The organism is Gilliamella sp. BG2 (assembly GCF_046635645.1).
Lineage (GTDB): Bacteria > Pseudomonadota > Gammaproteobacteria > Enterobacterales > Orbaceae > Gilliamella > Gilliamella bombi.
On record NZ_JBIDFF010000008.1, the window covers coordinates 89,350 to 101,374 of the forward strand.

Here is a 12,025-nt window from a genome sequence, read left to right on the forward strand (position 1 = left end):
TGTTATTAGTATCCTACATAGGTTACTACTGCACGACGATTTTTAGCATACGCTTCTTCATCATGACCTAACACAGCAGGTTTTTCTTTACCATAAGAAACGATTTCCATTTGACTTGCAGAAGCACCGTTACCTTGTAAATATGATTTAACTGCAGCAGCACGACGTTCACCTAATGCGATATTATATTCTGGAGTACCGCGTTCATCAGCATGACCTTCAATAACAACTTTTATGTTACTTGTACGAATAAATTCAGCATGTGCATTTAATAATGTTGCATATTCAGATCTAACATTATATTTATCAAAGTCAAAATAAACTGTATTAATTTGTTGTAATTTTTGAAGTTGCTCTAAGGCTTCTTTTGATAAAGCACCATTTAAATTACCACTAACGGTTTGGCTGCTATTAGATGAGCAAGCAGTTACAGCGATTAATGGTAAAGCAACCGCTGCTACTTTAAGAAATTTAGAAAATTGCATTGTATAAACTCCTGTTGTTTGAATAAATTCTATTTATATATCTAACCAACTTTTAAGTAACGCCCGTTATGGGACTAAAAGATTAGAGTAATATATTATAACGACCTTAAACTTTACACAATTTTAATAATTGCAATGTAGTTGTTTTTTTAAGCTGTCTTTATAAATATGGTGACCATGCAGGGAATTTTACTTGCCCATCAGTAGCTGGTAACCTTGCCTTAAAATTACCATCTGTAGAAACAAGGTTCAAAATTGTACCTAACCCTTGAGATGAACTATAAATGATCATTGTACCATTTGGTGCAATACTTGGCGTTTCATCTAAAAAAGTATCAGTTAAACGTTGATAGGTTTTTGTATCCATATCATATCGAGTTATATGTTGTTCGCCATTATTGCTTGATATCATTGCAATAAACGAACCATCAGGTGACACTCTGGCATTCTGATTTTGCGTATTATCCCAAGTCACCCTCTGCGATTCACCTGTATTTATATTAATACTATATAACTGCGGGCGACCTGCTTGATCAGAAGTGTAAACAATAGTTTGATTGTCCGGCATCCAAGATGGTTCTGTATTATTACTACGGCTAGAAGTAATTTGAGTAATTTGTTTGTTACTTAATGTCATCATATATAAATTTAAGCTACCGCCTTTAGATAGAGCAAATGCTAATTTACTACCATCCGGAGAAAATGCCGGCGCCCCATTATGCTGAGGAAAAGATGCAATTGTTTGTACAGCACCACTATCCAAAGTTTTTAACACTAATGAAGAATGCCCCCCTTCAAAAGTTACATAAGCTATTTTTTTCCCATCTGGTGACCAAGTAGGAGACATTAATGGTTCCTTAGAACGATGAACAGTAATTTGATCATAACCATCATAATCAGACACTCTTAATTCGTGCGAAAACGGCCCTTTAGTCATTTTTACAACATAAGCAATTCGTGTTCTAAATGCTCCCTTAATACCAGTTAGTGATTCAAAGATTTCATCACTTGCAGTATGAGCTGCATAACGAACCCAACGCTTTTCAATAGAGAATTGATTTTGAGCTAAAACTGTACCTGGTCGATTAACTGTATCGACTAATTGATAATTTATAAGATATTTTCCTGACGCATCAGGTTGTATTGAGCCAACAACAACAGCTGAAACACCAACTTTGTTCCATACAGTTGGAGTAACCTCTGAAGCTGTTGTCGGTTTCTGAGGCATTTGATTAACGTCAATAGGATTGAACTTACCACTGTTACGCAAATCAGAAGCAATAATTTCTTCAATGGCTTGTGGCGGTTCTCCACCACCTGTCCATTTAAATGGGGCAACAGCTATAGGTTTAGCTGAGCTCACTCCATCAGTAATAATAATTCTAACTTCAGAATTAGCCATTGAGGTAAAAAGTAAAATAAAACAAGTTGCCAAAAAGCGGGAGGCGAATTTGATCATCTTAAATTCCTTAATAAAAATAAGATACACAGAGTTGAATAAAATATAAAATCATAAAAAACAGAAAACCAAGCTTTTAGGAATTCATATGCTGTCTCTAATTAATTCCATATATTAAGCTTTACAAACCATTAACAATTATACCCTGAGAAAGATAGTCGATATCTAGTCACAAGTCTATAGCCTTTAAAATAAAAAGATTTTTATCATTTAATTGTTTGATTATATATAATAATCAAAGTGATATTAAAAATAATTATTCTAAATCTAATTGCTTATACTAATCCTATTTAGGTAAGGATTAAAGAGTTTCATAAGATATTTTTATATAAGCGGTAGAAGGGATGTATTAAAAATGTTAAAGCCATTTGACAAATAGCCAAAAGTGATAATTTTGGCTTAATAAGTATTTCTATTTTTGACAAAATTCACAATAAAAAGTATTACGCTGTCCAATTTTTTGTGATTTTATTTCTGTACCACAAATCAGACATTGTTCACCTTCGCGTCCATAAACTTGTAACTCCTGTGCAAAATATCCAGGTTTACCATTAGACTGCAGGAAATCCTTGAGTGTTGTTCCTCCTTGTTTAATTGATTTAGTAAGAACTTGCTTAATAGCAGCTACAAGCCTTTCAAATTCATTTAATTGTAAGGAGTTTACTTTTCGAGTAGGGTTGATTTTTGCCATAAATAACGATTCAGAAGCATAAATATTACCAACCCCAACCACAATATGGTTATCCATAATCCAACTTTTTATGGGAATTTTTCGACTCCTTGCTTTTTCAAATAAATATTCAGCTGAAAATTCGTCACTTAAAGGCTCTGGTCCCAAATGTTGTAATTGAGATATTTCGTCTAGCGAATTTGCCCAAAGCCAAGATCCAAAACGCCTAGGATCGGTATAACGTAGAGTAACGCCGTTTTCTAAAACTAAATCAATATGATCATGCTTTTCTGCTTTTTGTGGATTTTTTAAAATACGTAAACTTCCAGACATTCCTAGATGAATTACGATCCAATTGTTGGGTAACTGTAATAATAAATATTTTGCACGACGTTTTATATCTAAAATAACTTGCCCGTGCACATTACTTATAGCCTTATCAACGGACCAACGTAATTTAGGTTGTCGAACAATAATTTTATCGATAATCTGTCCTTTCAAATACGGCAAAATACCTCGACGACTTGTCTCAACTTCTGGTAATTCAGGCATATAATTTCCATTTAGTTATTTAATAGGTCAGTAACCCAAGTTGGTGCCTGCTGAACGGACCTAGGCTGGTTATTCGCTGAGCATAAGCTATGAGGGTTAATTGTCCATACTGGTAAAGAGCGAATACCACTTCCATCACATTGCCACTGTCCATCACTATCAATAGGTACCATAAAAATATTTTGAGGTAGTGGCAATACTAATTTCTTTGGTGGATTATTTTGTAAATATTCACTATAAATTTTTAAGGCGCCAGTTGCTCCTGTTAATTTCATTGGAGAATGATCATCTAAACCAATCCAAACAACAGCAACATTTTTACCATCTATCCCTGTAAACCAACTATCACGAGAATCATTACTTGTTCCTGTCTTAGCTGCTAAATTAAATGAACCATATTTAGCTTTTAATGAACGAGATGTCCCCGTGTTAACAACTTGTTGCATAGCATAAGTGGTTAAATAAGCCGATTGTTGAGATACAGCCTGAAGCTGTTGTGGGTAGCTTTGATAAACTAGCTCACCTTTATCGGTCAATACATATCTTAAAATAGAAAGTGGAGATCGTTGACCATTATTAGCTATCGTTTGAAACATCTGCGCCGTTTCTAACGGTGTTAATTCTAAAGCACCTAGTAATCTTGATGGTAAATTAGATATACGGTCTGTTGATACACCTAATGATTGTAAAGTATTCCTTGTTGCATCAAGCCCTAATGCCATTCCTAGATTAACTGTTGGCACATTAAGCGAAAGTGCTAAAGCATCTACTAACATAACACGATCACGAAATTTACGATCATAGTTTTTCGGTTCCCAATAACCATTACCATCAAGCTTTATTGATAAAGGTTTATCATCAAGCCAAGTATTAAGTTGGTAATGGTCGGGTTGCCCTAGTGCAGTTAAATAAGTTGACGGTTTAGCTAATGAACCAATTGCTCGCTGAGTTAACCAAGCACGATTATATCCTGGATAACGAGGTTCAGCACTACCAATGATAGAGCGAATTTCTCCAGTTTCTCGGCTAACTATAACCATTGCTGTTTGTAATTCTTTATTAGTTGATTTTCGCAGTTTCTCAATTACGTTAGTTACCGCTTGCTCTGCAGCTGATTGAGCTATAGGATCAAAGGTAGTAAAAATCTTCATACCAGACAGATGTTCTGCCTTATCGCCTAATTGTTTTCTAAGTTCACTACGCACAACTTGCATAAATGCTGGTTGTGGCGAAATTACACCACCTTTGGGCAAAACTGATAGTGGGCGCTGACTTAATAAATTATACAACTCATCATCAATAATACCTTGCTGCTGAGCAAGTTTTAAAACAACATTACGACGTTCAATAACTTGTTGAGGTTGTGTCCAAGGATTATATAATGAAGCTCCTTTTACCATGCCAACAAGTACCGCTTGCTGATCTAATGTCAGTTCATTAACTGGGCGACCAAAATAGTAAAGACTTGCTAATGGAAAACCATGGATCTCTTCACTACCCGCTTGCCCAAAATAAACTTCGTTTAAATAAAGCTCTAAAATACGTTCTTTGCTATAGCGTCCATCCAAAATAAGAGCCATATAAGCTTCACGTATTTTGCGACTTAAACTACGTTCGTTAGTTAAAAAAAGGTTTTTGACTGTTTGCTGAGTTAATGTACTTCCACCTTCAGTACGACCTGTTGTTAAATTAACAAAAATCGCACGACCAATAGAATATAAACTTACGCCATGATGATCATAAAAACGTTTATCTTCCGTTGCGACTAATGTTTGTAATAATGAATCAGGAAACTCTTTTAATGGAACAAACAGCCGTTGTTCTCCATTTGGAGAATGCATCATAGTAATTAATTTAGGATCAATCTTAAGCAATCCAAAATCACGACCTGAATCTATATTAGTAATACGATCAATACGATTTTCATAAAAAGTTATTCTAACTCTAAAAGCTTGCTCTTCACCATCAGGAAAAGTAAAAGGTCGACGATAAATTTCAACCGCATCATTTCTTACAATAAATTCGCCTGGACGAGTAGCTTTGGTATCTTGTTGACGATATTGCGCACCAACTAATATTGTTACCACATCATTTAGACTATATTCACTATCTGGTTCAAGATCAATAATTTGTCCATAAACTGCAGCCGGTAACTCCCATACATTTCCATCAATCCGTTCTTTAATTTGTTGATCAAGATAAACACCATAAATAATAGCCACTGCAGCAAAGACAAGAAACAACTTAAATAGTAGTGTCAAAAATCGTCGCCAAAGTGTAGTCTTTTTATTTTTTCTGGCCTTTTTAGAAGAGCGTTTTTTTTCTGTTTTAGCTGATGTTTTCAAACTGCACCTAACATTTATTATTAAATAATAATTAGCTTATGATAACATAATTTTTAAGGGCACCTTGACCACCTTTTTTAAAAAGGCCAGGTAAGTAAAGGTTTAAATATAAAAACAAATATATAAACTTAAAAGTTTAGTTGAGAGCTAATACTTTTAACTTTTGAAAAGAATGCCTTTCTCGACTTACCTGTTAATCCTTCTGAAATAGGTAAACTTGCTGTTAATGGATTAACTGGCTTGTTATTAATATGTAATTCAAAATGAAGATGAGGTCCAGTAGAACGCCCTGTATTTCCCGATAGGCCGATTTTATCGCCTTGCTTAACTTGTTGACCTGGTTTAACTAAAATTTTATCCAAGTGCATATAAGTTGTCATATACTGACGACCATGCCGAATAGCAATATAGTTACCCGCTGAACCACTATATTTTGCAATTACTACTTCACCATTACCAACGGATAATACAGGAGTACCACGTGATACAGCAAAATCAACCCCATTATGAGGGGCTATTTGTCCTGTAACAGGGTGTAAACGACGTGGATTAAATCCAGAAGAAACACGTGCTTTTTTCGCTAAAGGATAACGGAAAAAACTCTGCGATAAGCTGTTACCATTAATATCATAATATTTACCATCATCAGCTAAAATAGCATAATAATCCTTATTTCCATTTTTAATTCGAATACCTAACAACTGACTATTAGATAAGCTTTTACCATGCATTTCCCGTGTTAGAGCAACTGAAAATTTATCACCAACTTGTAATCGACGAAAATCTAAGCGCCACTGTAAAGCGCGAGTAATAATACCTATTTCATTACTAGTTAACCCACTTTTTCGAGCATCGGCAACAAAACTAGATTTAATGTCACCTTTTATAACAATATTTTGTGGGATGACTTCAGCAGTTTCAGAACTTTCTATAAATTTATCACCCGATTTTTCATAGATTCGAATATTATTGCTTGATATTGTCCAACTAAAAGTTTGCAAATTATGATTATCATCAGTTGTCCAACTAATTTGTTGACCAATTCGTAGATTTGCAAGTTGCTTAAATTTTGTTGTTAATTGATAGATATCATTTTTATTAACATTATAACGAATTAGAATATCATGCAAAGTATCGCCACGAACAATAGTATATTGTACTGCATTATCTTTACCATCAACGATATCATCTAATTCATCTTTAACAATTTCATCTTCAGGAACATCAGATGATTCAGCAACGGTAGCCATTTTCCCATTTACTATCTCGACTTTTCCATCACCATCAATAGAGCTGGAATTATCATTTACAGTAGTTTCAACTTGAGGAGTTAAAGGAACATAAATTGTTCGATCCAAATTGAGCGGACGCCACAGAGCAGTAAATAAAATAACAATAAAAAGAACGCCCAATATTGAAAAATAGGGAATTTTAAAATTATTTTTTTCAATACTGAAGGATTTTATTTTTCTTGCCAAAATTAACCTTAACTATTTATTACTAAAACTAATTTTTATCTAAACAATCCAACAGTTGCTGTGTTAAATTTGTTAAAAATTGTAAATATGCACCTTTTGAAGGTGTTATACTCGTTCCTAATGGATTCAATTCTCCAATTCGAACATCTGTTCCACTCACTAATTTTTCAATAACTGCAGGGCTAAACTGTGGCTCACGAAATACACATACTGCTTGGTGCTCTTTGAGCTCCTGTTGAATAGCATAAACTTTTTGAACACCGGGCTGAACTGCTGGATTTATAGTAAAACTGCCTAGTTTTTTTAATCCGAACTGTGCCTCAAAATACCCATAAGCATCATGAAACACAAAATACCCTCTATTTTGTACGGTAATTAGTTTTTTTGCAATGTTTTGTTCTGTTTCTGTGAGTTTAATAATGAATTCGTTTAAATTTTCATCAATTAATATACTTTTATCTGGATAAAGCGTAACAAGTCTATCATGAATTGATTGTGCGATAATTTTAGCAATTTTAGGTGAAAGCCAAATATGCTCATCATATTCACCATGGTGATCTTGATTGACCTCATCATGAGAATGATCATCTTCGTGATCATCATGACTGGTTCTAAGTAACGATTTGATTTCTGGTACAGCCATTAATTCAATTTGCTTTTGCTTATCTATATTTTTTAAAATTGTTGGCATAAAAGCTTCCATATCTTCACCGACCCAAACCACAAGTTCGGCTGATTTAAGTTTTGCTAAATCAGAGGGCTTTAAATAATAAGTGTGTGGAGATGCGTTATCAGGAAGTAAAATATCATTATCAGTTACTCCTGAAGCAATGGCTTCAGTAATAAACCCAATGGGCTTTACAGATGAAATAACTGTCGCATTAGCTATGTTAGTGATAGTTTGCATAAATATTAATGAACAAAATATCATTAAAGAACAGATTAATTGTTTACTATTTTGTGCAATATATTTTTTCACACCATATATCCTATATTTAAAAGTATGATAGAATAAAAACATTAATTGTTATAATATAACATAACATTATTGTAGGCAAGGGCTCTTATCGATATGACACCACTAATTTCTCTTGATAGTGTTTCAGTAGAAATTGACCATCAAAAAATATTATATGACGTTTCGTTAGCAATACATCTTAATCAAATTATTACATTACTTGGTCCTAATGGTGCAGGTAAATCAACTCTAGTAAAAGTCATTTTAGGTTTAATTCCATTTACTTCAGGGACAATTAAGCGTTCAACCAATTTAACAATTGGTTATGTACCACAATCAATTAATTTAAATACCACTCTGCCTATTACTGTTAAACGTTTTATGCACTTAAATAAACAATTAAATACCGAAAAGATTTTTAATACGTTATCAATGGTAAAAGCTGAATATTTGATTAATAAATCTATGCATCAATTATCAGGTGGGGAATTGCAACGCGTATTATTAGCTCAAGCCTTAGCAAAGCAACCTCAATTATTGATTCTTGATGAACCAACTCAAGGCGTGGATGTTAATGGTCAAGTATTATTATATGATCTAATCGCTGATGCAAAAAAACAGTTTAATTGCGGTGTATTAATGGTTTCTCATGATCTTCATTTAGTTATGGCAAAAACAGATGAAGTAATTTGTTTAAATCATCATATTTGTTGTTCAGGCACACCTGCTATTGTATCTAATGATCCTGAGTTTATTTCTCTCTTTGGACGACATGGGGCTTCACAAATCGCTGTTTATAAACATCATCATAATCATCAACATGATTGCTGCACTTCTACTATTGATCAACATAAGCAAATTGCTATGTCTAGTTATGGAAAAAAAAATAATGATTGAGTTACTATTACCTTCTTTATTAGCTGGTTTATGCTTAACAAGCATAACTGGTCCCTTAGGTACTTTCGTTGTTTGGCGTAAAATGTCTTATTTTGGTGATACCCTATCCCATGCTGCTTTACTTGGTATCGCTTTTGGTTTTTTACTGAATATCAATTTATTTTATGCAGTCATTTGTGTAACTCTTTTACTGGCCTTAGGATTACTTTGGTTAGAAGCTCAAAAACAACTTCCAATTGATAGTTTACTTGGTATTTTAGCTCATAGTGCATTATCTCTTGGTTTAGTTGTAATTAGTTTAATGAATAATATCCGAATCGATCTAATGGGATACTTATTTGGTGATCTATTATCAGTAACATATTCTGATCTTTATCAAATTACTACTTGTGTAGCATTTATTGGTGCCTTATTGCTTTGGCGATGGAATGACATTTTATTTATTACTGTAAGTGAAGAGTTAGCTTTTAGTCACGGTATTAATGTTCAAATAACAAAATTGCTTTTAACTCTACTGTTGGCGCTAACAATAGGTCTATCAATGAAATTTGTTGGAGCTCTGATTATTACATCTTTACTTATCATCCCTGCCGCAACAGCCAAATATTATTCAAAAACTCCCGAGGCAATGGCAATAATTGCTATAATAATTGGTATGTTATCAGTGATTACAGGACTAATATTTTCTTTTATTTACGACACACCAACAGGGCCATCAATTGTATTAAGTAATACTTGTTTATTTTTTATATCATTATTTATTTCAAAATTAACTTTAAACAAAAAAAATTAAGATTATTGCAAAATTAGATTATTTATTGCGTGACATATCCCATTAATAAAAATGACTTTAATAATCAGTTAACTATTTCTAATACTATAATAGTACAATTCAATATGTTGATAATTAAAAACTATGTCACTTGCAATTATTTATACTCGAGCATCTATTGGAATACAAGCACCGTTGATAAACGTTGAAGTTCATATTAGTAACGGGTTACCTGGTTTTGTTTTAGTTGGTCTGCCTGAAGCAACGGTTAAAGAAGCTAAAGATCGAGTTAGAAGTGCTATTATTAATAGTGGTTTTACTTTTCCTTCAAAAAAAATAACTGTTAACTTATCTCCTGCAGATCTTCCAAAAGAAGGAAGTCGCTTTGATTTACCAATAGCTATCGCTATTCTTGCCGCTACAGAGCAAATTCCAACAGATAATCTATTACATTATGAATTTTTGGGAGAATTAGCTCTTTCAGGTAATATTAGAGCAGTAAAAGGAGCAATTCCGGCAGCTATTTCTTCTAAAAAGAAAAATCGCACACTAATTATTTCAGCAGAAAATCAATCTGAAATTTCTTTAATTCACCAAAACAATACTTTAATCACCAATAACTTATTAGAGTTATGCCAATATTTATATAACGAAATTGACTTGCCAGCAGTCCAATATCGTGAATACAAAGATATTGATAATAATTTATCAAGCCTACAAGATATAATCGGACAGGAACAAGCCAAAAGAGCATTAGAAATTGCAGCCGCAGGAGGTCACAATTTACTATTAATTGGACCTCCTGGAACAGGTAAAACTATGTTAGCAACTCGTTTGACTTCCCTGTTACCTCAATTATCTGATCAAGAAGCACTTGAAAGTGCGGCAATAACTAGTCTAGTTAGTCCAAATGGATCAATTAAAAACTGGCGTAAGAGGCCGTTTAGATCACCTCACCATAGCGCATCAGCAGCAGCATTGGTTGGCGGAGGAACAATACCTAAACCAGGAGAAATATCACTAGCACATAATGGGGTTTTATTTTTAGATGAATTACCAGAATTTAACCGAAAAGTATTAGACGCTCTTAGAGAACCAATTGAGTCAGGTGAAATTATCATTTCGAGAGCAAACGCAAAAATAAAATTTCCTGCTAAGTTTCAATTAATAGCAGCAATGAATCCAAGCCCTACAGGACATTATCAAGGAACACACAATAGAACAACACCCCAGCAAACAATTCGCTATCTAAATCGACTTTCAGGACCATTTCTCGATAGATTTGATATTTCTATTGAAGTACCTTTATTGCCTAAAGGCACCTTAAGTCAAAAAAAGACTTCCGATGAATCAACCGAAACGGTAAAACAGCGAGTTTTACAAGCAAGAAATATTCAGTTTAAAAGAAACAATAAATTAAATAGTCAGTTAAGTGCAAATGAAATACAATGTTATTGTAAATTATCAGATGAAAATAATGAATATTTAGAACAAGCATTGATTAAATTAGGACTCTCTGCTAGGGCGTGGCATCGTATATTAAAAGTATCGCGTACAATTGCAGATTTAGATTCGTCAGAAAATATAGAACGAAAACATATTTCAGAAGCATTAAGTTATCGTTCTATGGATCGATTATTAATTCAATTACACAAAAATATCGGTTAAAAGAATTAGTCGTCACTATCGACAAAATCATCAGTTGTATCAACTTGAGGCTTCCCGCCGGATAATGTATGAAAGCGTTTAGGCTTATTTATACGAGAAAGATATTTTAGCCAAGTTTTTTCGAAATCAGTTGATGGTTCCTTTTTACCTTTACAAACGGCAACAAATGATTTTTCTTCTGCTGTAGTAGGTTTTCTAACTTCTGTATCAAGATCTTTAAAAGCACACCCATGTTTTTCCAAAATAAGAGCTTCTTTAATAGTAAAGTCTCCGTGACGAGAAAATCCTCTTGGATAATTCTTATTATCAAAAAAACGTTGTTGACTTACAAAACTCTCAGCCATGTTCTATCCTCTAGGTTGTAAAAGTATCTGGGCAGGAATTATAATTGACTAAGTTAATCTGTAAATAGAATTCTTTTATTTGTTCTATCAAAAATGACTAAATGATTAAATTTAAAACAGAACAATTATTTTTTTGGCAGGGGCGGAGAGTCTCGAACTCCCAACACCCGGTTTTGGAGACCGGTGCTCTACCAATTGAACTACGCCCCTAAATAAGGTGGCGGAACGGACGGGGCTCGAACCCGCGACCCCCTGCGTGACAGGCAGGTATTCTAACCAACTGAACTACCGCTCCACCGTATTTGGTATGTATATATTAAATTTAAAAGTCTGGCGGCACCCTACTCTCACATGGGTAATACCCACACTACCATCGGCACTACGGCGTTTCACTTCT

10 protein-coding genes and 2 tRNA genes are annotated in these 12,025 nt (G+C 33.8%); 3 read left to right on the forward strand and 9 right to left on the reverse strand.

Features of this window, described 5'->3' with window-relative positions:
* Positions 1 to 5: 5 nt before the first annotated feature.
* The 6 genes from pal to znuA all read right to left on the reverse strand — a co-directional run bounded on the left by pal (position 6) and on the right by znuA (position 7,968).
* The gene (pal, locus tag ACGH6Q_RS05175) at positions 6 to 485 is read right to left on the reverse strand and encodes a peptidoglycan-associated lipoprotein Pal (RefSeq protein WP_034914778.1); all 480 of its coding nucleotides are present in this window, start codon (positions 483 to 485) and stop codon (positions 6 to 8) included.
* Positions 486 to 645: 160 nt separating this feature from the next.
* Positions 646 to 1,941: a Tol-Pal system beta propeller repeat protein TolB gene (gene tolB / locus ACGH6Q_RS05180; RefSeq protein WP_085166026.1), complete on the reverse strand. Its 1,296-nt coding sequence runs from the start codon at positions 1,939 to 1,941 to the stop codon at positions 646 to 648.
* Positions 1,942 to 2,356: 415 nt separating this feature from the next.
* Entirely contained in the window at positions 2,357 to 3,166 is an 810-nt protein-coding gene (mutM, locus tag ACGH6Q_RS05185) for a bifunctional DNA-formamidopyrimidine glycosylase/DNA-(apurinic or apyrimidinic site) lyase (RefSeq protein ID WP_411592189.1), read from the reverse strand.
* A gap of 11 nt (positions 3,167 to 3,177) precedes the next feature.
* On the reverse strand, positions 3,178 to 5,511 hold the full coding sequence (gene mrcB / locus ACGH6Q_RS05190; RefSeq protein ID WP_411592190.1) for a bifunctional glycosyl transferase/transpeptidase: 2,334 nt from the start codon (positions 5,509 to 5,511) through the stop codon (positions 3,178 to 3,180).
* Between the two features lie 128 nt (positions 5,512 to 5,639).
* Positions 5,640 to 6,989 carry a murein DD-endopeptidase MepM gene (gene mepM, locus ACGH6Q_RS05195; RefSeq protein WP_034914784.1) on the reverse strand — a complete coding sequence of 450 codons (1,350 nt, stop codon included), beginning with the start codon at positions 6,987 to 6,989 and terminating at the stop codon, positions 5,640 to 5,642.
* Positions 6,990 to 7,017: 28 nt separating this feature from the next.
* Entirely contained in the window at positions 7,018 to 7,968 is a 951-nt protein-coding gene (gene znuA, locus ACGH6Q_RS05200; protein ID WP_411592192.1) for a zinc ABC transporter substrate-binding protein ZnuA, read from the reverse strand.
* Positions 7,969 to 8,061: 93 nt separating this feature from the next.
* On the opposite strand from znuA, the gene znuC reads away from it, so the two are divergent.
* From znuC to ACGH6Q_RS05215, 3 genes are all read left to right on the forward strand, one after another.
* On the forward strand, positions 8,062 to 8,844 hold the full coding sequence (gene znuC / locus ACGH6Q_RS05205) for a zinc ABC transporter ATP-binding protein ZnuC (RefSeq protein ID WP_411592194.1): 783 nt from the start codon (positions 8,062 to 8,064) through the stop codon (positions 8,842 to 8,844).
* Entirely contained in the window at positions 8,837 to 9,637 is an 801-nt protein-coding gene (gene znuB / locus ACGH6Q_RS05210; RefSeq protein ID WP_085166028.1) for a zinc ABC transporter permease subunit ZnuB, read from the forward strand. Before znuC ends, znuB begins: the two co-directional genes overlap by 8 nt.
* A 123-nt stretch (positions 9,638 to 9,760) precedes the next feature.
* Positions 9,761 to 11,284 carry a YifB family Mg chelatase-like AAA ATPase gene (locus ACGH6Q_RS05215; protein ID WP_411592195.1) on the forward strand — a complete coding sequence of 508 codons (1,524 nt, stop codon included), beginning with the start codon at positions 9,761 to 9,763 and terminating at the stop codon, positions 11,282 to 11,284.
* A gap of 5 nt (positions 11,285 to 11,289) precedes the next feature.
* Here the strand turns inward: ACGH6Q_RS05215 and ACGH6Q_RS05220 are convergent, their stop codons facing one another.
* From ACGH6Q_RS05220 to ACGH6Q_RS05230, 3 genes are all read right to left on the reverse strand, one after another.
* A complete protein-coding gene (locus ACGH6Q_RS05220) occupies positions 11,290 to 11,628 on the reverse strand; it encodes a DUF413 domain-containing protein (protein ID WP_034914792.1) in 339 nt (112 codons plus the stop codon).
* A 134-nt stretch (positions 11,629 to 11,762) separates the two neighbouring features.
* A tRNA-Trp gene (locus ACGH6Q_RS05225) sits at positions 11,763 to 11,838 on the reverse strand.
* 8 nt (positions 11,839 to 11,846) lie between these two features.
* A tRNA-Asp gene (locus ACGH6Q_RS05230) sits at positions 11,847 to 11,923 on the reverse strand.
* Positions 11,924 to 12,025 lie beyond the last annotated feature (102 nt).

What these genes read in the sequence shown, in the direction of transcription:
- pal (WP_034914778.1), bottom strand. Translation starts at nt 485, where the DNA reads ATGCAATTTTCTAAATTTCTTAAAGTAGCAGCGGTTGCTTTACCATTA.
- mutM (WP_411592189.1), bottom strand. Translation starts at nt 3,166, where the DNA reads ATGCCTGAATTACCAGAAGTTGAGACAAGTCGTCGAGGTATTTTGCCG.
- znuC (WP_411592194.1), top strand. Translation starts at nt 8,062, where the DNA reads ATGACACCACTAATTTCTCTTGATAGTGTTTCAGTAGAAATTGACCAT.
- znuB (WP_085166028.1), top strand. Translation starts at nt 8,837, where the DNA reads ATGATTGAGTTACTATTACCTTCTTTATTAGCTGGTTTATGCTTAACA.
- ACGH6Q_RS05215 (WP_411592195.1), top strand. Translation starts at nt 9,761, where the DNA reads ATGTCACTTGCAATTATTTATACTCGAGCATCTATTGGAATACAAGCA.
- ACGH6Q_RS05220 (WP_034914792.1), bottom strand. Translation starts at nt 11,628, where the DNA reads ATGGCTGAGAGTTTTGTAAGTCAACAACGTTTTTTTGATAATAAGAAT.